Below are 21,139 nucleotides of genomic sequence, written 5' to 3'. Positions count from 1 at the left end.
GGCGCGCGTGCTTCTTCCACCCAATTCGACGGCGTTCTTCGGAATCTCGGTCTTCGACCGCCCTTCCGAGAAGCTGCAGCTCAGCGCTCGATACCCTCGAACGCCGATTCAGGTCGCACTTTTGCCCGAGGAGCTCGCATGAATCGTAGTCGTTATTTGTTCTCGGCGCTGTCCTTCCTATCCGCTCTCGTGGTCGTCGCGTGCAGCGACGCCGAGAAGGGCAGCAGCGGCTCATCCGGCTCCGGTCCGGAGAACGGCAACGCGGAAGCGCTGCCGTGCGACGTCCACAAGATCCTCTCCACGAAGTGCCAGACCTGTCACGGGGCGTCCCCGAAGTTCGGCGCGCCGTTCCCGCTGGTCGACCGGAGCGATCTGGTCGCGCCCGCGGTGAGCGATCCCAACAAGAAGGTCTACGAGCTCGTCGCCGCACGCGCCCGCGACACCGCGCGCCCCATGCCTCCGCCCCCAACCGAGCGCCTGACCGCCGCGGAGCTCGCGATCTTCGATCAATGGATCGCCGCCGGCATGCCGGCCGGTAAAGACACGTGCGTCGACCCGGGCGGCGGCGGAACCATCGACCCTCCGACCCTGAGCTGCACACCGGATGTCCTGCTAGCGCCGTCCGCGCCTTACGTCATGCCGAAGGACGTCCAGGACCAGTATATGTGTTATGGGGTCGATGTAGAGATCGGCCAGAAACGACACCTCGTCGGGGTCGTGCCCCGCATCGACAACAGCACCATTGTACATCATATCCTGCTCTTCAAGGCGGATGAGGCGTCTCCCTCGACGCCCACGCCGTGCAATGGGGGCGACATCATGGGGGCTCTTTTGGCCGTCTGGGCGCCCGGCGGCGAGGCCACGGAGCTGCCGCTAGAGGCGGGCTTCCCGCTGGAAGGCACGGCACACTTCACAATCCAGGTGCACTACAGCAACATCAAGGGCCTCGACGGGCAGCAAGACAGCACCGGCTTCGACGTCTGCACGACGACGGAGCTCCGCCCCAACGACGCCGGCATCTTCGCGTTCGGCACAGAAGACATCAACATCCCGCCTCACGGCTCGCTCGACGTGAGCTGCGATTACCAGTTCCCGCGGGATATGGGGGCGATTTCGGTAATCAGTGTTATGCCGCACATGCACATCCTCGGCAAGCACCTGTCGAGCAACACGGTGCCCACGGACGGCAGCGAGCCGAGCAACCTGGGGCTCGCCGATCCGTGGAACTTCGACAACCAGATCTGGTACGATAACGATACCATCCTTCGAGGCGGCGACACCGTGAGGACGCGTTGCGCGTGGGACAACCCGGGCAACCGTGCCGTGGAATTCGGGGAGCGGACGCAGGATGAGATGTGCTATAATTTCGTGATGTACTATCCGTCTCAAGAGCTAGAGTCAAAGGTGGGGGACTTGACTTCTCCGACGGAAGACGTGTCCTGTGTGACGACAAAATAGACCAGCTCGTGCAAGACGCGCGGCCTGTGCCCAGGCGGAGGCGCGCGCCGTTCGGTGAGAGCGCTCGTAAGCCTGGCGAACAGGAGCACCGCGCGCGCCGCCGGGCGCCTTCGAGGGTCACTTCGATCCGCGCGCCACCCCGAACGGCCGCGTCGATCGCTTCGCTTTCGGCGAGCGGATAGGACAAGCAAACGCGTTCCGCAAAGTCAAGATTCTCGGAGCCGTTCCTGACTCGTGCAGTCCGACTGTACGAGCTCATTGACAGAACGGGCCTTATGCGATGGGGCAGATCTTCCACGCCTGAAACGCCTGGGATTACCGCGACGTAGCACCAAGCGGAAGGCATCCTGCCGTATCGCTGTACCCTACTGAGCTCGTCCAAACGGCCTGATGGTGAGGAATGGCCCGGGCTGAACCGCGCGGCAGACGGGGCTGACGGCGTGTATGGCGGCGATGCGTGCTCGGGAGCCACCCGACGATCGGGATTGTCGCGCTCCACGCCAAACTGACGGTACGCGACACCCTGATCGAGACACTCGCCGGGGGACCGGGTGGCGACGGCGGGCCACCCGAGCAAGGGGGCAAAGGCGGTCGAGGCGCATCCGGCGGCGCCGTGGGGGACGGCACCTGGTCCTGTCAGGGTGGCAACGGCGGCCGAGGGGGCGATGGCGGCTACGGCGGCCCCGGGCGCGGCGGCGACTCGATCGGCATCGCCTACCTCGACGAGGACCAGCTCACGCTCGAGGGGGTCACCTACACTCTCGGACCGCCTGGTAAGGGCGGCGTGAGCTGGGATTGGTCTGGCGACGAGATCACGGGGGAGGACGGCATCCAGGTCGAGACGCAACGCTTCCCTGAATAGGATCACGGCACATCAGGCGAACCCTGTGAACGGTGTGAGCGGCATACGCCTCGGGCGATCCGCCATAGCGTGATCGCCGTAACATCCGCCGTGGCGACCGAGGCAGCCGCGGAACTCGGCCAGACGGACGCGCGTGTGGGCGCAGGCGTCATTCCTCCTCCTGCGTAGCGCGATCTTAAAGTCGCTGGACGCGCTGGTGAGGTGTGCCGCCGTCCACCACGACCCAAGGAGCCAGCGGATCGTACGCTGTGACACCCCACACCGGCAGCGGCGCTCCTTGAGCGATTTCAGCAAGACCATGCCGCTTTATTTCATCGCCGACAGCCGTCAACCTATAGCGAGCCTCCAGCATAGGTCCTCTGTCCGTCCTATAGGGGACACTCTCCAGCGCGGCCTCGGCCCCTCGGTGCTCGGCCCACTGACGCAGCCGCATGGCGAGAAAGCAATCGCCGATGCGCATCCCCCAACCAGCGCGCAGCTCTTCGCCAGCCGACGAACGGTGCATAAATACGTCCACGGGCGTCAACCAGTCTTGTCCGAGACACGCGAACAAGAGCTCGTCAACCCAAGATAAAGTGAGCGTCCTACCGTCCACTCGAGGGAAGAATGCCGCCTGGTGGGTGCCCAGCTCTGCGAGATCGTTCGGTACTCGATCTGCGCGCCCCCCCTCGATGGACAGGATCGGAGACCGACCGGATACCTTTCGCCAAGAGCGCGCCATGTGCTGGACGCGCGTCCGAGATAGAGTGAGTGCGTCGTCCAGACCGCGGCGCGCGTCAGCTGGCTTCACGTGGACGAATCCACGGCCAAACCCATCCTCCGGCGCATCTCCCAGGACGACGATGTCGAGATCCGGGTGCTCGGGCCAATCGCCGAGCCTCCACGCGCAGAGGGCCCACAGCATCAGCCTGTCCCTCCACAACCCGGACGTCCACACGACGATTCTCTGCCGCGATTTCAACGCGTTGATAACATCATGAAACCGCGAACAAAATTGTGTCCTTTCCCGCCCTCGAAGGTTCCAATAATCGCTCCGCCTCTCACAATGGACTTCGGGGTCGGACGCGCACGGCCCCTCCAGCACGTTGTCGCCCACGAAACGCACAGGAAGCCGAAGCCCGCGCCGGATCGCTCTCCGAATATCCTCATTCGAAGTGACGTGAATCGTCATTGGAGCCTCAGAACAAACACTTTTTGCAATCCCGCGATGGAGGATCCCCGGACTCGCATCGTCTACTGCAGGTCTTACACTTCGTCTCGCCTGGGTCTCCTGACCCTGGTCTTGCACAAGACCACGGGCCGTGGTTGACGCAATCCTGATACTTCTCATCGCAGCTGCGATTGCTTGCTTGCTCGCAACCGTCTCGACAGTTCTTATATCTAGCGTACGCGCTATCCCGACAAGCTGTCCGCTGCGCCTCGCCCTCGTTCTTTCCACACTGTATATTGTCAGACTCGTAGTCCGTCTCGCATTTCTCCTCACACGGTGTCTGGCTCGCGATGTTGCAGACTGGAGGAGAAGGCGGATCCATGTCCTGCGTCTCCAGCGGTACGGGCCCGATGCCGCCGGCCCCTGTCTGGCCGAACCCGTAGCCGCCCGCCCCTGTCGCGGTGATGATGATCCCGCCGGCGCCGCTTTCGCCCTCACTCCGGAGGTAGCAATCCCCGACATCGAAGTTGCACCCCGCAAGACCGAGAAATCCAACGGCCAACACCTTGTTCATTTCGACTCTCCCCCGAATCTCCAGATAGGCCCAGCGGTCACCATCACGACCCCGCTTCCAGGAAGAACACGGCTGCTCCCGCCGGCCCAGTCCACGTTGAGGCTCGTGGATACCCCCAGACGTCCAGCGAAATACCAGTCGGACTGTGCGCGCCCGCCTGGAGCAAGCCCCATTACGCGGTTACAGAGCACGGCACCGCATACCGGCATCGAGTAGAGCGACAGGGCTGGACCAAGGCTGACGTTGCCCGTCTTCGTGACGTATCCAACGGTAACCGCCGTTCGATCGTAAACTCCTACACGTGCCCCCGGAATGATGCTGAGCATGTTGTGGACTTCGATCCGGAAGTCCCGCTCTTTTCGCCAGAGCCAGCCAGCGAAGGGGCTCACGGCCAGCTTGGGTTCGGTCCCGACCTGGATCCCACCCACGCTCACGCCACCGCTGAACTCGAGTGCCTGCGCCGACGCCGGAACAAGGACGAGCGCGCATGCGCAGAGCAGGCCGACGTTGCCGTGTGCGCACATGGACATGGCGGAAGCCCTGGCCAGCTCGCGACGCGCGCTGTGGGGCACGAACGATTTTCCTGGGCGTGTGGCGCGGGCGTCAACGAGAAACGCTGCGGTGCAACCGCAGTGGATGGGGGTCGACCCGTCCCGGGTGTGCGCCGGTGCGCAAGGCGGCTACGCGGCTGGAGTGTTCGTTAACCGAAATGGTTGGCGAACGGCCCTCGCGGTAAATTCGCAGCGCCGCGACTATTTCCGCTTGACTATGGCGGCCGCACCGTGCTGCCCGACATGCGCTTCGACCTCCACGACCGCAGCGGCGGAGAGGAGCCGAGCTCGTGCCCGCGCGCCTCGTCGCTGGTGCCTCTCCTGTACTCGGCCAGATGGAGGACGTCGCCACGCTCGCCCTGTGCCAGCGTCGCTCCTGCACTCGCCAGGTGGAGAGCCACTGCACCGAGCTGGCCGACGTTCACCTCGACATCTGCGACGGCGCTGAGCGTGCCCAAGTGGACGACGGCGGCCCTCCGAGTTCGTGCCCGGGGATCTCGACGTCGGCTAGGCGTGGCGCGGCCCCCCGACCGACGCCCGCGCCGCGGCGAGGGCCTCCCCCCTCGATGCCGCCTGTCCCGTTCCCGTCGAGAGATCCGGAGCGCCCTTCGCGAGGCGCGCGCGGCGTTCGCTTCGCCCCCGTCGCTTTTGTGAGCCACCGGGACCCGCTCGCGACCACCTAGTCCAGTTCCCGTGGTCTTGCCCAGCGCAGCCCTCGCCCCCCGGCTCACCCTCGTCCGCCCGAGCCCCCTGGCCGGCCTGGACGACGCCGGCCTCGCCCGCGCGGCTGCCGAGGGCCAGCCAGGCGCCGCCGGCGCCGTCTGGGACCGCTACGGCGCCGTGGTGCACGGCCTGCTCCGCCGCGTGCTCGGGCCGGGCGGCGACGTCGAGGACCACGCCCAGGAGACGTTCCTGCAGTTCTTCCGCGAGGTGAAGCACCTGCGGGATCCCGCGGCGCTCCGGCCGTTCCTCCTCGGCATCGCCGTGCGCGTCGCGCGGTCGGCGCTGCGGCGCCGGCGGCTCCGGCGCTGGTTCTCGCTCACCGACAGCGGCGCGCTGCCGGACGAGCCGGCCGAGGGCGTCGACGAGGGCGCGCGCGAGGCGGTCGCGCGGCTCTACGCGCTGCTCGACAGGCTGGACGACAGGGCGCGGCTCCTCTTCGTGCTGCGCCACATCGAGGGCCTGGAGCTCGCGGAGACCGCGCAGGCGAGCGGGATGTCCCTGGCCACGGCCAAGCGCCACCTGGCCAAGGTGACCGCGCGGGTCCACGCGATGGCCGAGCGGGATCCGCTCCTCGCGGCGTACATCGAGCCCGTGGAGGAGGCGAGCGATGGCTGATCCGAAGCCCGGGGTTCCGCCGGAGGTAGCCCTGCGGCGGCTTGCGGCGCTGGCGCGCGAGGCGGGGGCGGCCTCGCCGGCGGACCGCGCGCTCGCCCGCGGCCGCGCGCGGCTGATCGACGAGGTCGAGCGCCCCGTGCTGCCGCTCGCGCCGCGGCGGCGCTGGCTCCTGCCGGCGGCGCTGGCGCCGCTGCTCGTGATCCTGGGCCTCTGGGCGCTGCGGCCGGCGGCGCGCCTGTCGTACCAGGTCGACGGTGTCGCGCCGGGAGACCGCGCCGACGGCGCGGCGCTCGCGGACACCTACGTGCGCGGGGGGACCAGCGGGGCGACGGCGCGCTTCAGCGAGGGGACGACCGTCCGCTTCGCGCCGGGGGCTCGCGGGCGCGTCACCGCCGTGACGGCGCGCGGCGCGCAGATCCACATCGAGGGCGGCGCCGCGCACTTCCGGGTCGCGCACCTGCCCGAGGCCGAGTGGGTCGCGGCGGCAGGGCCGTTCACCGTCAGGGTGACGGGCACGGAGTTCGACCTGAGCTGGGAGCGTGAGCGGCTCGAGCTGACCATGCAGAGCGGCTCGGTCGCGGTCCGCGGCCCGCTCGCCTCGGGCGGCGTCGCGCTCCAGGGAGGCCAGCGCCTGGTCGCCGACGTGGTCCGCGGCGAGCTCACGATCGCGGACCTGGGCGCCGCCGGCGCGCGCACGCCGGAAGGCGGCGAGTCGCGCGACGTCGGCGCGCCGGCGAAGACCGACGTGCTGGAGGACGCCGGGGCGCCGGCCCAGATGGGCATGCTGGAGGACGCCGGGGCGCCGGCAGAGACGGGCGGGGCCGCCGCGGCGGGAGCGCCGGCAGCGGCGGGAGCGCCGGCAGCGGCGGGAGCGCCGGCAGCGCCGGCAGCGCCGGCAGCGGCGGGAGCGCCGGCAGCGCCGGCAGCGGCGGGAGCGCCGGTAGCGGCGGGTGCGACAGTCACGACCGATCCGATGGCGGCGCTCGCGCCAGCTTCGGCTGCGGTCCGTGCGCCCGCGGCGCCTGCGCCCGCCTCGGGGAGCTGCAGCGAGCATGTCGCCCGCGGCGACTTCGCCGGGGCGATCGCGGTGGCGGAGGCGCGGGGCATCGACGCGACGATCGCGGCGAGCCCGCTCCCGGAGATCGCCGCGCTGGCCGACGCCGCGCGCTACACGGGGCGGAACGACCTCGCGCGGCGCGCGTTGCTCGCCGAGCGCGCGCGCTTCCCCGGCTCGCCCGAGGCGCGCTCGGCGGCGTTCCTCCTCGGTCGCATGGCGGAGGCGGGCTCGCCCGCGGCGGCCATCGACTGGTACGATCGGTACCTCGCCGAGTCGCCGGCCGGCTCGCTGGCCGCCGAGGCGCTCGGGCGGAAGATGATCGTGCTGCGCGCCTCCCAGGGCGACGGCGCGGCCCGGCCGATCGCCGAGCAGTACCTCGCGCGCCACCCGCACGGGGCATTCGCGGCCGCCGCGGCGGAGATCCTCCGCCGCCCATGAGGCGCAGCGGGTTCAGGCTCGCCCTTGCGCTGTGCGCCGCGCTCTTCGTGTCCCCGGGGGCGAGCGCCGCGGCGGAGATCGGCGTGATCGTGGTGCGCGCGCCGCACGCCGGGAAGGTCGTCGAGGAGGCCACGGTGCGCCTCGAGGGCGAGCTGCGCGCCGTGGGCTTCTCGGTACGCTCCCTGGAGGGCGCGCCGGGCGTCGACGGGCGCGCGCAGGTCGAGGGCGCGGGCGGCGTGTTCGCGGCCATCGCTATCCTCGAGACCGACGGCGGGGCCGTCGCCGACGCGTGGATCGCGGATCACGCGACGAAGGAGACGCTGGTCCGCCGCGTGGAGCTCGGCGTCCCCGGCGCCACCAACGCGGCGAGCGATCTCGCCGTGCGGTCGGCGGAGCTGCTCCGGGCCAGTCTGCTCGAGCTGAGCGGCGAGCAGCGGCGCGAGCTGCCCGAGCGGGTGGCGCAATGGATCGCCGACGCGGCCGCGCCGGCGGGGCGCGAGGAGGCCATCGCGCTCGACGCGGCGCCGCTGCAGCCGCGAGCGGCGGTCGCGCCCGCCGAGCGATCCACGGCGGCGCGTGGGCCGGCCGCGCCTCCGGGCGGATCCCGGGCGGCGCGCGGGTCGGCCGCGCCCGGGCGACCCGACCCCGGGAGCGCCGCGCCCCGGGCGCCCACGGCGCCCACGTCCGACGAGCGCCGGCTGAGCGTCGAGGCGGGGCTCGCGGCGCTCGCCGGCGACGTCGGGATCGTCCCCGGGCCCTACTTCCGTGTGGGGTACGATCTGACGGCGAGCGTCTCGCTGCGCGGGACCCTCGTGCCGGCCGTCGTGGCCAGGAACCTCGACGCTCCCGGCGGGCGCGTGGCGCTGCGGCAGACCGCGGCCATGATCGGCCTGGCGTACGCCGCCGGCCCCGAGGCATGGCGGATCCATCCGGTGATCTCGCTCGGCGCGGGCGTCTACCATGTGACGATCGCCGGCCGGGCGAACCCTCCTTATCGCGACCGGCGTCAGAGCTGGCTCACCGCCGGCGTCTCCGCAGGGGGCGGCGTCGACGTCCGCGTCTTACCGTACCTCGCCGTCCACGCGGCGCTCGACGTCTTCGTGCTCGCAAGAGAGCCTGTCTTCACCATCGCTGGTGCGGAGGTGGGCCGCACGGGGCGCCCGGCGCTGCTCTCGAGCCTCGGCCTGCGGGTGAGCTTCTGAGTCGCCGGATGGTTCTGAATCGTTGATTTTGGTGAGCCACGGAGAGGAGCTCGCGCCCACTTACCAGAGCGAGGCACATCCCGACTTCGCTTTGAGAGGGAGAGTCATGCGTCATCATCTTCTTTCGCGCTGTCCGCTGCTCGCCGTCGCAGGGCTGTTCTTGATGCAGGCTGCGTGCGAGGTGCGCTTCATCGAAGGGGTCGACTCGCCGGAGGAGAGCTCGAGCACGGGGGCGTGTGTCGAATGTTGCTCCTCCTCGACGGACTGCGCGGCCGGAGGCGGCGCCGTGGGTGGGTCGAGCGCCGTGGGCGGGTCGAGCGCCGTGGGCGGGTCGAGCGCCGTGGGCGGGGCGAGCGCCGGTGCGGTGTGCGGAGACGGCGTGGTGGACCCGGAGTGGGAGCAATGCGACGACGGCAACACGGCTGACGGAGATACATGCTCGAGCGACTGTCAGCTCCGCGCAGCCGGGGGCGCGGGCGGGGCGAGCGCCGGCGCGGTGTGCGGAGATGGCGTTGTGGACCCGGAGTGGGAGCAATGCGACGACGGCAACACGGCGGATGGAGACGCGTGCTCGAGCGACTGTCAGCTCCGCGCAGCGGGCGCGGGCGGGGCGAGCGCCGGCGCGGTGTGCGGAGACGGCGTGGTGGACCCGGAGTGGGAGCAGTGCGACGACGGCAACACGGCCGATGGAGACGGGTGTACGAGCGATTGTCAGATCGGCCCGGCATAGCGCCGTGAGCATCGTGGGGCGGCGCGCCCCGCCGCCTTCACCCGATCACGGCAGCACCGCGCGCCTCGAGCACTCGCCGTCGCCCTGGAAGTCGCCGAGCGTGCGCGCCTGCGCGACCACGTAGTCGTACGCCGTCTCGATCGGGCCGCCGGACGCGCCGGCGAGGTTGTACTCGTCGCCGAACACGTCGGCGGCGTTCACCTGCTTGAGCTCGTCAATCGTTGTCTCACCGTCGCCGTCGAGATCGCTGTCCGCGATGTACTGCGCGTAGCGCTTGGTCAGCTCCACGCCCGCGGTGATGTTGTCGAAGAACCAGTGATCGCCGTGGATCGTCGGCTTCACCGCGACCGTGCCGCTGGTCGGCACGCTGAACCCGTTGAGCCCGTCCTCGGTCGCGCAATCGTCGAACGACGTCCCGGCCGAGAGGCCCCAGCTGAAGCGCACCCGAGCCGCGGGGACGCACGCGTCGCCGGGCGGCGGGCACGACTCGCCGTCCTCCTTCTCGATGGATCCCTCGAAGAACAGCGAATAACCGCCCTCGACCATGAGGTCGACGTCGGCCGCCGTGGTGGGCGGAAGCGTCTTCACCCCCGCCTTCGCGTTCGGGAGATCGAACCCGAAGCGGTCCCAGCGCACCGCGCTCACGTCCTGGAACTCCGCGATCACGTACCTCGTCGCCGGGGCGTTCTTGAGGTCGAGCACGAACACCGAGTCATCGCCGAGCGTCTCCTCGGCATCCGAGCGCGCCGCGCGCACGTTGCCGATCGTCACGAGGAACCTCTCGTACGTGACCTTCCAGCCGTCCGCGATGTTCTCCTCCCCCGTGCCCGGCTCGAGGCCCTCGGGGATGGTGTCCTCCGGCTCCACGAAGATCTGCACGGCGCCGGTCTCGGACGTCGCTCCGCCGTCATCGCTGCACCCGGCGACGAGCGCGAGCGCGCACGCCGTCACCACGAACCCTGTCTCGTTCAGTCTTTGCATGATCAAGCTCCTGAGTCGTCTCGAAATCCCGACGAGCGCGCACGAGCGCGCCCGGCGAGCGCAGGCCCGCGCTCCTCGCGCGCCCAGCGCCCGCATCACCCTCTGGCCTCGTGAGATGCTCAGGCCGCCGGCGGGGAGCTCTTCGGCGCCAGGATCAGCAAGGGGATGGGCCGGACCTCGGGTGAGGGCCGGATCGAGGCGAGGCGGACGACCTCGAGCAGCGTGGCCTCCGCCACGCGGTGCACGGGCGCGCCGAGCTGGCCGCGCAGCGCGAACGCGTCGCAGTGCTCGTCGCCCTCGTGGCGCGGCGCGAGCGCGTCGCACAGGTCGTCACCCCCGCCGGGCCGCGCTCCGGGCGCGCCGGGCTGGTCGCCGGGAGGACGGCGCTCGGCGTGCAGCGTCGCCGCGGTTACGGCGATCGTCGCCGCGTGGACGAGCTCGCCGTGCTCGCAGCGGGCGTGCCGGACGAAGAGCGCGTGCGTCAGGCTGCACAGCTGCGCCGCGAGCGCGAGCGCCACGAGCCAGCGCGCTCGCCACCGGCAGGCGGGGCTCCGGCCAGGCCGCCGCCGGCCAGGCCGCCGCCGCGCTGCGGCCGTCGCGCGGGCCGGACGGGGGCTCACCGAGGCCGCCTCATGGCGACGTCGACCAGAGGAACTGCGGCCGGTGCACCGCGATCATGTCGTAGCGCAGCCGCTGGTGCGCGGGCGACCCCGGCGCGATGGCGACGCTGGTCGCGCCTCCCTCGGCCAGGGCGTCGAAGTCGACGCTCGCGAGCCACTCGTCCACGACGTCGAAGCGGACCGCGAGGCGGACCGGCGCCGCGCCGACGTTCGCGGCGACCGCGAGGCTCGGGACCGCGAGCAGCCCCTGGCGCTGCGGCACGGCGTCGACGTCCGCCTCGAAGTCGAGCGCCTCCGCGCCCCGCGTCGCGCGCCCGCGCAGGTGGACGGAGCTGACGCCGGGAGCCTCCGGCGCCGGCGCGGGCGACGACTCGGTCGAGAACCAGTGGATGCCGTAGTTGAACGACACGCTCCGGATCTCGCCCTCGAAGCCGTGCACCAGGCCGAGCGGCTGCGGCGCGGGATCGAGCAGGTTCACGCGCGTGATCGTGGTCAGCTCGGCGATCGCGGTCTCGCAGAGCGTCGACGCGCCGGATTCCGCGGCGCAGAAGTAGGCCGGGCCGAAGGCGACCGTCGCCTCGTCGAGCGCGATCGTCCACGCGCCCGCGGCGATCTCCCCGGGGACGTCGGCCTCGGCGTGCGCGGCGTACGTGACCTCGGGCTGGCCGGTGCCGGCGCAGGCGGATACGGACAACGCGGGCGACCCGAGGAGGACGGCGGCGAGGAGGCGGCGCGCGGCCGGGGCGAGGTTCGGGGCATTCATAGCGAGAGCGTCACGTTCGCGAGGAGAGAGCGCGGCGACCCGGCGCTGATGTGCCGGGCCGGCAGCTCCGAGGGGATCGACGGCCGCGACGCGCCCGCGGCGCCCGGCCAGGTCGACTTGAACGAGTACTCGGTGTCGGCGTACTCGGCGTCGAGCAGGTTCTGCGCCTCGACCCCGACCTCGATCCAGGGGCCGCCCTGCGCGGCGTCTCGGCCGACGCGCAGGCTCCGCCGGAGCGAGAGGGACGCGTCCACCACGAAGACCGGCGCGGCGGTCTGTGCGTACGGCAGCGGGCGCGGGGAGAGGAACGTCGCGCCGTAGCCGAGCCGCCCCTCGACGGGCGCGCCGGCGATCGTGAAGACCGGCCGCTTCAGCGCGAGGTCGGCGCGCACCACGACGGGCGGCACGAACGGGAGCTGCTGCCCCTTCACGTACGGCGGCGACGGGTTCTCGGGCGTCGGCGGGGGCGGCTCGTCCAGCGTGGCGTGGACGAACGTCGCGCTCACGCCCGCCGTGAGCGTGGGGCTCGGCGCGGCCTGCAGGTAGGCGACGAGCCCGCGGCGGGTCGTCCTGCCGATGCGCACGAGCGCGCCCTCCGCCGCGTCGAACGCGAGGTCGTAGGAGAGGCGCGTCTCGTAGGCGGCCGCGGTCACGCTGAGGCCACCGCCGGGGCGCAGCGTGGCGCCGGCCTCGTAGCTCTTCACGGTCGCGAACGGCGCGTTGTCCCCGTCCTCGAGCAGCCGCGCCTGCGGCGAGCGGTAGCCGTGCCCGTACGAGGCGGAGACGCGCAGCGAGGGCAGCGGATCGAGCTCCAGCGTCACCCGCGGGCCGGCGGCCAGGCCCGCCGCCGTGCGGCGGAACCCCTCGATGTGCGTCTCCTTCTGCGCCGCCGGGATGAAGTTGCCGATGCGGTCGTCCACATCGAAGACGAGCAGGTCGGCGCGCAGGCCGCCGCGGAGGCGCGCGTAGCGCGACAGCTCGAGCAGCGCGTCGGCGTGGGCGCCGACCCCGGTCACCTGGATCGACGCGTCGACGCGCTGATCCCACGTCTCGTTCTGCGGCGGCTGGAGGAGGTTCTGCGCCTGGTCGACGCCGCTCGTCTGCACCTCGGCGCCGACGGCGACCTGCCCGGTGAGCCAGGGCGCGAGCGGGATCCTCGGCGTGCGGTAGGCGAGGCCGCCGCCGAGCGCGGCGTCCTGGTTCGCCTGCTCGATGAGGTCGCCCCTGCCGACCCACTCGGGCCGCCGGCGCGAGCGCTGCGTGTAGCCGGTGAAGTTCATCCGGCTCCGGTACCCGGACGTCGCCGCCCAGAGCCAGGCGCTCTTCTGAGAGCCGTCGTCGTCCGATCGCTCGACGCTCAGCGCGAGCTGTAGCCGCGTCGACGCGGCCGACTGCGCGCGCGCCGCGAGATCCGGGTAGGCGTCGTGGAAGTCGACGCGCCCCGCCTCGACGTCGTCGCGCCGGAGCACGCCCGCGAGGTTCGCGCGGCCGCCGTGGGCCGCGACGTGCAGCAGCGCCGAGTACTCGTCCGGCAGCGGCACGCGGTACTGGCCGACGGCGCCCCCGGAGATCGCCCCGCGCGCGCCGTCGCCGAAGCCGTCGGTCGCGCGCACCACGGCGGCCCCGAACGTGTCCTCCGACTGCGCCTCGGGCGCCCAGATCGCGAGCAGCCGTCGCGTGCCGAACGAGCCGAGCGTGCCCTTGAGCTGGAGCCCGCGCTCCTCGACGCCGAGGTCGAAGTACGCGCTGCCCGCGACCGCGAAGTCGCCCTGCTGCGGGTCGTAGACGCCCTCGACGACGCGGAGCGACCGCACCACCTCCGGGATGATCACGCCGAGGTCCGCGTAGCCCTGGCCGTGCACGTGCGAGCGCTGGTTCAGCGGGATCGGCCCGACACGGAGCTCGACGTCCTGGCCGTGCTCCGCGTCGAAGCCGCGGAGGAAGATGCGCTGCGCGACCGCCTCGCCCTCGGGGTGCGCGACGTGGACGCCGGGCGCCGTGCGGAGCAGATCCGCGGCGGTGGCGTGCGGCGCGGCGGAGAGCGCCGCGCGGCCGATCCGGAAGTCGCTCGCGGCGCGCCGCGGCGGGTTCGGCCGGCCCTGCACGTGGATCTCGATCGGCTTGCCGGGCTCGGCGACGGCGTGCGGGCCGGCGACGCCGCCGGCGAACTCCACCGGCTTCGGCGCCGCCGGCCGGGGCGGCGGGGGCGCCGCCGGGCGATCCGCCGCCTCCGGCGCCTCTGCCTGCGCCGGCGCGGGCTGCTCCTCGTGGGGGCCCGGCGCGAAGTGGAACGGCACCCGGATCCGCGCCCGCAGCGGGGCGCCGCCGCGCATGGCCGGCGAGAAACGCCACCGCCGCACGGCCTTCATGGCCGCGTCATCGAACGCCGCGCCCCCGGACTCGGCCACGACCGCGTCGCTGACCGTGCCGTCCTTCTCGACCGTGACGAACAGCGTGACCGTCGTGTCGATGCCCTCCGCGAGCCGCTCGGGCGGGTACTCCGGATCCACGTGCTCGAGGATCTGCGGCGCCACGGGCGCTTCGGGCCGCGCCTCAGGCTGCCCGAGCGCCAGAGGCGCGGCGAGGGCGGCTGCGGAGAGGCAACAGAAGAAGGACAGCCAGCGCATGAGCAACCGAGCTCAACGCGACTACCACGCCGCACAGCGGCGCCGCAAGCGCCGCTGTGCGGCGCAGCGCGCGCAGACGACGGTGACGGAAGCGCGCGACGTCCGCGCGCCTCCTCGGCTCCTCGGCTTCTCGGCGACACGTCACGCCGGTGCAGCGGCGGTCTCGCCGCGGGGCGCGGGGCCGTGTATCGTCTCGTCATGCCGAATGAGACGCTCGTCCAGGCGGTCAAGACCATCGTCGCCCTCGCGCGCGGGGGCGACCTCGACGGGGCCTACGGGGGATACCGCGACCTCTTCCAGAAGCCGGAGTTCCTCAAGCAGCGCCCCGAGGATCAGCGCCAGGTGCTGCGGCTCATGATCCTCGCCAAGGGCGTCCCGTCGACGCCGACCGACGCGATGATCGACGCCCACCGCGCGGCGGTCCCCGCGCTGACCGAGCTCGTGTCGATCCACGGCGATCCCGGCGACCACGAGCTCCTCGGGCTCTGCCACGTCGTGCTCGGCAACGTGGAGAGCGCCGACAAGATCTTCCGCGCCGGCCTCAAGATCGAGCGCGAGCGCAACCCCCAGAGCGATCTGTGCGGCACGCTGATGAAGCGGATCTCGCTGCTCTAGTTCGCGCTCGTCAGGGACGGGACTAGTTCTCAGCCGCACCCGTCCTGGTAGGATGGCCCCCGGGCGCCGTGACAGCGCGCCGTCAGGGAGTCCATGCACGTCATCGCGGTCGCGAGCCAGAAGGGCGGCGTCGGAAAGACCACGATTTCCCTCAACCTCGGGCTTGCCCTCGGGCGCGCGGGCAACCGCGCGTTGATCCTGGAGCTCGACGCGCAGGGGAGCCTCGGGCTGTCGCTGGGCCTCGCGGATCGCGCGCGGCCGGGCGTCGCGGAGCTGCTCACGGGCGCCGAGCGGCTCGAGTCGGTGCTGCTCCGGACGCGCGAGCCGCAGCTCCAGGTGCTCACCGTCGGCCGGGTCGATCCCACGACCGTCGCGGGCTTCGAGGACGCGCTCGCCCGCGGGCCCGTGCTCCCGAGCGTGCTCGCGCGGCTCTCGCCGGACTTCGACATCGTGGTCGTCGACTGCCCCGCGGGGCTCGGCAAGGTCACGACGCGGGCGCTCGAGGTGGCGACGCACGCGCTCCTGCCGCTCCAGGCCGAGCCGCTCGCGCTCCGATCGGTCGGCCAGCTGCTCGCGGTGATCGATCGCGTCCGCGCCGAGAAGAACCCGCACCTGTCGCTGCTCGGCATGGTGCTGTCGATGTTCGACCGGCAGGCGTCCGCGTCGCTCGACGTCGCCGAGACGCTCTGGACGAAGTTCCCCGACGGGATCATCCTCGACACCGTCATCCCGCGCGACGAGGCGTTCCTCGAGGCGTCTCTCCGCGGGGCGCCGCTCCTGCTCATGCAGAAGCGCCCTCCGCCGCTCGCGCGCGTCTTCGATCAGCTCGCGAACGACGTGCTGGTTCGCCTGGACCCCACCTCGCTGGACGATGACGATGGCCCGATCTCGCTCCTCCTTTGATGTCGACGGCGCCGTCGTCACCGCGGCGGCGCTGGTCAAGCGGTCGAGGTCGCGGAGGCCGCGGGCGGCGTCGGTCGCGCCCGCGGCCGAGCCGCTCGTGTCGTTCGAGTCCCGGCCGCCGTCCTCGCGGGCGGAGCCGGAGCCGACGTCCTCGTCGCCGCTCTCGCCGTCGTTCGAGGAGCTCGCGCCCTCGAGCGACCTCCTGCCCCTGTCGGGCGCGGGCGTGGGCGGCGAGCTCGGGCTCCGGGGCGCGCTGCCCTCGTCGGCCGACGACGTCGACTCGCGGCGCGGCTCGCCGCTCGACCTGCGGCCTCTGGGCTCGCCGCCCCCGTTCGCGGCGGCGCGCGAGCCCCTCGAGGAGCGGCTCGACGGCGCCATCGAGGCGCTCTCGGCGGGCCGCGCGCCGCGCTTCCCGGACCTCGCCGCGGCGGGCGGGCCGGTCGCCCGCTGCGAGCGGGTGATCGAGTGGATCGCCGAGGCGACGGGCGCGACGGACGTGTTCCTCGCGGACGCGGCCGGGCTCCCGTTCGCCGGCGCGATCCGCGACACGGAGGCGAGGCTCGCCGCCTCGGGCCTCATCGCGTCGGCGATCGGCTCGCTCGTCGCGGCGCTGCCCGGCGCCCCGTCGCAGCGCTTCGAGCTCTGCGTCGGCGACGGGCCGTTCTTCCAGCTCATCGGGTTCCAGGTGCGCTCCGCCGCGTACATCGTCGGCCTGATGCGCCCGGGCCCGCTCACGCCGCGCGAGGCGCACGCCGTCCGGATCGCGTGCCGGCACGCGATCGACGCCGCGGTCGGGGTCGTCGGGTGAGCGCGGAGCACGGCGAGCCCTCGTTCGGTCGTGGCGTCGCGGCCGGCGCGGGCGCGCTGGACGACGACGACCCGCTCGCGCCGATCGCGCTCGACGGCATCGGCTACGGCGTCGGCGGCCTCGACGCCATCGTCGTGTTCCACCTCGGCGACGCGCGCGTCCACGCCGTGTTCGTCCGCGAGGGCGCGGCCCTCTCTCCGAGCGACGTGGCCGCGGGGCTGCGCGACGCGTACCTCGGGAGCCAGCTCGCCGCGCAGCGGCTCGTCCCGGAGCGGGAGGGCTCGATCCGCCCCGCCCGCAGCCGCGGCGCGCGGTCGTCGAGCAAGCCGCCGCGCTCGCAGGGCCGCGCGGAGGAGCTCCCGGACCCCGTGGTCACGCTCGAGCTGAGCGGCCGGACCGTCCTCCTGCGCCGCGTCCGCGCGTGCGTCGTCGCGAGCCTGTTCGACGGCACGATGCCGCTCGGCATGGCGCGGCTCGTGGCGCAGCGGCTCGCCGCGACGCTCGCGCCCGAGCTGCCGCTCGAGGAGCCGCCCGAGGAGATGCTGAGCGACCCGTCGGGGCTCTTCGAGGAGCCGCTCAGCGCGGACACGGTGGACGATCTCGTGCGGGGCGTCGCGCGATCGGCGCCGCCGAGGGGCTCGTCCAGCATCCCGTCGCGCCGGACGGGCGGGACGCCGCCGCCCGTCGATCCGCCGTCGGCCGAGGTCACGCGGATCCAGCGGCTGCTCGCGCTGCTCGAGGCGCGCGCGCCCGAGCCTCACGTGGCGCGGCTCCGGCTCGCCCTGCGCGCCGGGCTGACGCCGCTCGCGCTCGAGCACCCCGACGGGCTCGGCGCGGAGGCGATGGTGCTCGTCGAGACGGCGGTCGCGGACATCCTCGGCCTGGAGCGCGCCGCGCTGCGGAGGCTGCTGTGACGGCGCTCCGGCACGGCCTGCGGGGCCGCATCGAGGGCCCGCTCGGCGATCTGGTCGGCCCGATCGTCCCGCACGGGCTGCTCCACGTGGCGGATCAGCTGGTGATCACGCACTCCCACCACTTCGCGCTCTTCCTGGAGCAGACGATCTTCGACGCGCTCGGCGGGGAGAGCCGCGGCGTGCGCCGGCAGGCGGCGTTCGAGGCGGCGCACGCGCTGCTCGGGCCGCTGTACGAGGACCGCCACGGGGCGTCGCCGCGGGAGAAGCTCGAGCTCGCGGGCGAGCTGTTCGCCGCGATGGGGCAGGGGCGTCTGCGGTTCGAGGTGAGCGCGGAGGGCGGCGCGGTGCACGCGGACTCGCTCTTCCACGGGACGAGCTTCCTCGCGAAGTACGGCGGTCGGATCCAGAACCGGCTGGCGGTGGACGCGTTCGCCTCCGGCTACTGCGCGGCCGCGGCGAGCCTCGCGTTCCCGTCCGACTGGGGGCGGCTCGACGCCGACGAGGTGACGTGCGTCGCGCGGGGCGACGCGACTTGCACCTTCCTGCTGACGCGGCGGTCGGAGCGGCCGCGCTTCGGCGAGGCGCTGACGCGCAAGCAGATCGAGTCGGCGCGGGTGCGCTGGGAGCCCGAGGGCGGGCCGCTCTCGCGGGCGCAGCGCGTCGAGGGCGCGATGCTCGAGGAGCTCGGGGCGCTGCGGTCCGACGAGCGCGGGCTCATCTCGGCGTACGGGGTGAACCTGGCGCTCTTGCCGGTGGGGTACATCGATCAGAAGACGTTCGACACGGTGCACCTCATCGAGCGGCGCTCTCCCGAGCTGGTCCCGGGGTTCGAGGCGCTCGTGCGGGAGGCGGCGCAGACGGGCGCGTTCCACCTGCTCGGGGGGATGCTCTCGTCCTCGTCGTTCGAGGCGGCGTGCGGTCCGGTGGGCAGGGACCAGCACGAGCGCCTGGAGCAGCTGCTCGGGCTCGCCCGCGCGCTCGGCTGGGGGGCGCTCTCCGCGCCGGAGTTCCAGCCGGGCCGGGCGCTCGTGCTGCGGGCGCCGATCACGCACGAGAGCGCGTATTACGCCATGAAGCACGGGCCCACGGCGCGGGGGCGGCTCCTGTTCCAGCAGGGGACGGCGCTCGCGATCATGCAGCTCCTGCACCGCGTCGATTTCGGGACGGTGCGGCCGATCGACGCCGAGACCTATGGCGGGCTGTTCAAGATGGGGACGCGGTTTCGCGTGCAAGAGACGAAGTCGCCGCTCAGGGGCGATGGCGCGTGCGAGGTGCGGGTGGAGGCGGTCGAGGACAGGTGGTGACGATCTCGTTCGCCCGCGAGCAAAACGAAGCCTGAGGTTTTGAACGGCGAGCTCTCCGGGAGGGCCGGCGCACCAGCGGGAGGCCTGCCGATATGCTACTAGGTGCGGCCTATGCCAGGACTTGTATTCCCCTCAGGCTCGTTTGTCGCTTATCTCTTTGATTGCGACGGGACGATCGCGGACTCCATGCCGGTCCATTACCAGGCGTGGCTCGAGGCGCTCGCCCCGCATGGGTGCGAGTTCTCCGGCGAAGATTTCTACGGCTGGGCGGGGATGCCGACCGACCGGATCGTCGAGCTCCTGAACGGGAAGTACGGGCTGCGGATGCCGGTGGCCGAGGTCTTCGCGGCGAAGGAAGCGGCGTACCACCGCCTGATACCGACGGTGCGAGGCGTGCCTGAGGTCGTCGCCGCGCTCCGCGACGCTCCTCCGCGCGTGAAGCGCGCCGTCGTCTCGGGGAGCCCACGGGCGTCGGTGGAACGGACGCTGGAGTTCCTGGGCCTCCGCGGGTACATCGACGTGGTCGTCGCGGCGGAGGATTACGCGCGGCCCAAGCCGGCGCCCGACCCGTTCCTCGAGGCGGCGAAGCGCCTGGGCGTCGAGCCCGCGCGGTGCCTGGTCTTCGAGGACGCCGCGCTGGGGATCCAGTCCGCGCAGGCGGCGGGCATGCCGTGGGTCTTCGTCGATCCCCGGGCGCTCGCCGCCGAGCGTGGGTGAGTGGGGCGGAGAGGGCCGGCGGGGGATACCTCGCCTGGCTCGCGTGGAGGCCGCGCGTCAGTGGGCCGCCGCGCGCCGCTCGGGCCGCGCGTTCCACACCCGCGTCGCCAGCGCGAAGCCGACGAGCGCGACCGGGAGCATGGCCGCGGGCCATGGCATCCAGTTCCCCGGGTCCTTCGCCGCGTCGCCCGAGGGCAGGATGCTCCCGTAAAGGAACGATTGCGCCGCGGTGCCCAGGTAGACGAAGCCGTCGATGATGCCAGTCGCGACGCCGGCGTTCTTCCTCCCGCCGAAATCCATGCTCGCGGTCCCGGACAGCATGCCGTGGACGCCGATCACGCAGAGGGACATGAACACGACGGTCCACCCGGCGATGGGGAAGCTCAGCGTGAAGAGGACGATGACCGCGCCGAGCACGAGGCCTGCATACAGCACCGAGGCCACCGGGCCCCGGCGCGAATCGAAGACATGATCGGAGATGAAGCCGGCGAACACGCCGCCCAGGATGCCGGCGATGCAGAGGAGCACGCCCCAGTGCGCCGACACGAAGCCCTTGAGCCCGGTCTTGTCGGCGAAGACGAGGTACCACTTCATGACGGCGTTGCGGAGGAAGCCGCTGCAGAACTCGATGGCGACGATGATCCAGATGACCCGCTGCGAGAACATGCGCCGTGCGACCGCGATTGCCCCCAGGCGCCCGCCGGTGTCGCCCGAGGACGCGTCAGCTGTGTCGAAGTCCTGGAACCCCGCCTGGCCCGGCGTGTCGCGGATGAGGAAGACGTCGAGCACCAGAAAGCCGAGCAGCAGCAGGGCGGGGACGTGGAACACCCACGGCATCGGCAGGTGCCTGGCGATGAATCGACTCCAGTCGTAGGCGAAGTAGAGCCCGAGCGAGATCAGGATACCAAAGACGCCGCCGAGCATCCCGCGCTCGCGGACGTGGAACCAGGGCGCGTTGACCTTGACGATGGATACGGCGCCGAAGCTCTGGAAGTACATGTTGGCGGAGAAGAGCACCGTCATCGCGGTGATGGCGGCGCTGTGGTCGAGCCGCCCTTCCTGGGCGAGGCGGACGGCCACGCCCATCAGGACGTTCATGAGCGCGGATCCGCCCGCGGCGATCAGGATGGTAACGCGCCCGCCCCACCGGTCGGTGAGCGGCCCGTTCAGCAGGAAGGCGACCCCGTAAACGGCCGAGCCCCAGCCGTCGATGTTCCCGAACTCGCGCTTGCTGACGAGGTGCAGCGCGTCGAGCTCCGGCGCGTTGGCGGAGAGGTTGTACCGCCCCATGTAGAGGAAGGCGTACGTGAGCCCGAGCGGAAACCAGTTGAAGAACCGCCGGCGCCGGAACTCCTCCGAGTGCCCGAGATCGATCTTCGGCAGCCGCCGCATGACGACCGCGATGGCCGTGAGCAGGAGCAGGATCGGCAGCAGCTGATGGAGCCACACGGGCATGGACGCCCTTCGACGATAACGGCCCCCCGCACGAGCGGCCATGCCTTCGCGCTTCCCCCGCGCGCCCGCTCG

17 protein-coding genes and 1 pseudogene are annotated in these 21,139 nt (G+C 72.1%); 12 read left to right on the top strand and 6 right to left on the bottom strand.

Annotated features, from left to right (window positions below; genetic code table 11):
* Positions 1-156 precede the first annotated feature (156 nt).
* The gene (locus tag WMF39_RS38200; RefSeq protein WP_437741395.1) at positions 157-1,458 is read left to right on the top strand and encodes a peptidylglycine alpha-amidating monooxygenase; all 1,302 of its coding nucleotides are present in this window, start codon (positions 157-159) and stop codon (positions 1,456-1,458) included.
* A 469-nt stretch (positions 1,459-1,927) separates the two neighbouring features.
* Positions 1,928-2,320: pseudogene (locus WMF39_RS38195) on the top strand (hypothetical protein); the annotation flags it as partial.
* A gap of 1,720 nt (positions 2,321-4,040) precedes the next feature.
* Here WMF39_RS38195 and WMF39_RS38190 read toward each other — a convergent pair.
* Entirely contained in the window at positions 4,041-4,574 is a 534-nt protein-coding gene (locus WMF39_RS38190) for a hypothetical protein (protein ID WP_437741394.1), read from the bottom strand.
* A 714-nt stretch (positions 4,575-5,288) separates the two neighbouring features.
* On the opposite strand from WMF39_RS38190, the gene WMF39_RS38185 reads away from it, so the two are divergent.
* From WMF39_RS38185 to WMF39_RS38170, 4 genes are all read left to right on the top strand, one after another.
* Positions 5,289-5,933 (top strand): RNA polymerase sigma factor, encoded by a 645-nt coding sequence (locus tag WMF39_RS38185; RefSeq protein WP_437741393.1) that lies wholly within the window; start codon positions 5,289-5,291, stop codon positions 5,931-5,933.
* Positions 5,926-7,428, top strand: a complete 1,503-nt coding sequence (locus WMF39_RS38180; protein ID WP_437741392.1) for a tetratricopeptide repeat protein — start codon at positions 5,926-5,928, stop codon at positions 7,426-7,428. Before WMF39_RS38185 ends, WMF39_RS38180 begins: the two co-directional genes overlap by 8 nt.
* Positions 7,425-8,630 carry a hypothetical protein gene (locus WMF39_RS38175; protein WP_437741391.1) on the top strand — a complete coding sequence of 402 codons (1,206 nt, stop codon included), beginning with the start codon at positions 7,425-7,427 and terminating at the stop codon, positions 8,628-8,630. Before WMF39_RS38180 ends, WMF39_RS38175 begins: the two co-directional genes overlap by 4 nt.
* 286 nt (positions 8,631-8,916) lie before the next feature.
* A complete protein-coding gene (locus tag WMF39_RS38170) occupies positions 8,917-9,360 on the top strand; it encodes a DUF4215 domain-containing protein (RefSeq protein WP_437741390.1) in 444 nt (147 codons plus the stop codon).
* Positions 9,361-9,405: 45 nt separating this feature from the next.
* On the opposite strand, the gene WMF39_RS38165 is transcribed toward WMF39_RS38170, so the two are convergent.
* The 4 genes from WMF39_RS38165 to WMF39_RS38150 form a co-directional block, all read right to left on the bottom strand.
* The gene (locus WMF39_RS38165; protein WP_437741389.1) at positions 9,406-10,341 is read right to left on the bottom strand and encodes a hypothetical protein; all 936 of its coding nucleotides are present in this window, start codon (positions 10,339-10,341) and stop codon (positions 9,406-9,408) included.
* A gap of 119 nt (positions 10,342-10,460) precedes the next feature.
* The gene (locus tag WMF39_RS38160) at positions 10,461-10,961 is read right to left on the bottom strand and encodes a hypothetical protein (protein ID WP_437741388.1); all 501 of its coding nucleotides are present in this window, start codon (positions 10,959-10,961) and stop codon (positions 10,461-10,463) included.
* Between the two features lie 10 nt (positions 10,962-10,971).
* Positions 10,972-11,724: a hypothetical protein gene (locus tag WMF39_RS38155; protein ID WP_437741387.1), complete on the bottom strand. Its 753-nt coding sequence runs from the start codon at positions 11,722-11,724 to the stop codon at positions 10,972-10,974.
* Positions 11,721-14,351 (bottom strand): TonB family protein, encoded by a 2,631-nt coding sequence (locus tag WMF39_RS38150; protein WP_437741386.1) that lies wholly within the window; start codon positions 14,349-14,351, stop codon positions 11,721-11,723. Before WMF39_RS38150 ends, WMF39_RS38155 begins: the two co-directional genes overlap by 4 nt.
* Before the next feature lie 198 nt (positions 14,352-14,549).
* Here WMF39_RS38150 and WMF39_RS38145 point away from each other — a divergent pair, with 198 nt between their 5' ends.
* The 6 genes from WMF39_RS38145 to WMF39_RS38120 all read left to right on the top strand — a co-directional run bounded on the left by WMF39_RS38145 (position 14,550) and on the right by WMF39_RS38120 (position 19,612).
* On the top strand, positions 14,550-14,966 hold the full coding sequence (locus WMF39_RS38145) for a hypothetical protein (protein ID WP_437741385.1): 417 nt from the start codon (positions 14,550-14,552) through the stop codon (positions 14,964-14,966).
* Positions 14,967-15,059: 93 nt separating this feature from the next.
* A complete protein-coding gene (locus WMF39_RS38140; protein ID WP_437741384.1) occupies positions 15,060-15,869 on the top strand; it encodes a ParA family protein in 810 nt (269 codons plus the stop codon).
* On the top strand, positions 15,844-16,677 hold the full coding sequence (locus WMF39_RS38135) for a hypothetical protein (RefSeq protein WP_437741383.1): 834 nt from the start codon (positions 15,844-15,846) through the stop codon (positions 16,675-16,677). Before WMF39_RS38140 ends, WMF39_RS38135 begins: the two co-directional genes overlap by 26 nt.
* Positions 16,674-17,591, top strand: a complete 918-nt coding sequence (locus WMF39_RS38130; protein ID WP_437741382.1) for a hypothetical protein — start codon at positions 16,674-16,676, stop codon at positions 17,589-17,591. Before WMF39_RS38135 ends, WMF39_RS38130 begins: the two co-directional genes overlap by 4 nt.
* A complete protein-coding gene (locus WMF39_RS38125) occupies positions 17,588-18,895 on the top strand; it encodes a hypothetical protein (RefSeq protein WP_437741381.1) in 1,308 nt (435 codons plus the stop codon). Before WMF39_RS38130 ends, WMF39_RS38125 begins: the two co-directional genes overlap by 4 nt.
* 111 nt (positions 18,896-19,006) lie before the next feature.
* Positions 19,007-19,612, top strand: coding sequence for an HAD family hydrolase (locus WMF39_RS38120; RefSeq protein WP_437741380.1), 606 nt, complete (start codon positions 19,007-19,009; stop codon positions 19,610-19,612).
* Positions 19,613-19,669: 57 nt separating this feature from the next.
* On the opposite strand, the gene WMF39_RS38115 is transcribed toward WMF39_RS38120, so the two are convergent.
* Complete coding sequence (locus WMF39_RS38115) at positions 19,670-21,067, bottom strand: MFS transporter (protein ID WP_437741379.1); 1,398 nt, start codon at positions 21,065-21,067, stop codon at positions 19,670-19,672.
* Positions 21,068-21,139 lie beyond the last annotated feature (72 nt).

This window comes from Sorangium sp. So ce1504, from assembly GCF_051521635.1.
GTDB classification, from domain to species: Bacteria; Myxococcota_A; Polyangia; order Polyangiales; family Polyangiaceae; genus Sorangium; species Sorangium cellulosum_B.
The sequence above is the reverse complement of the archived record's forward strand: the minus strand, read 5'-3'. Positions and strand labels throughout refer to the sequence as shown.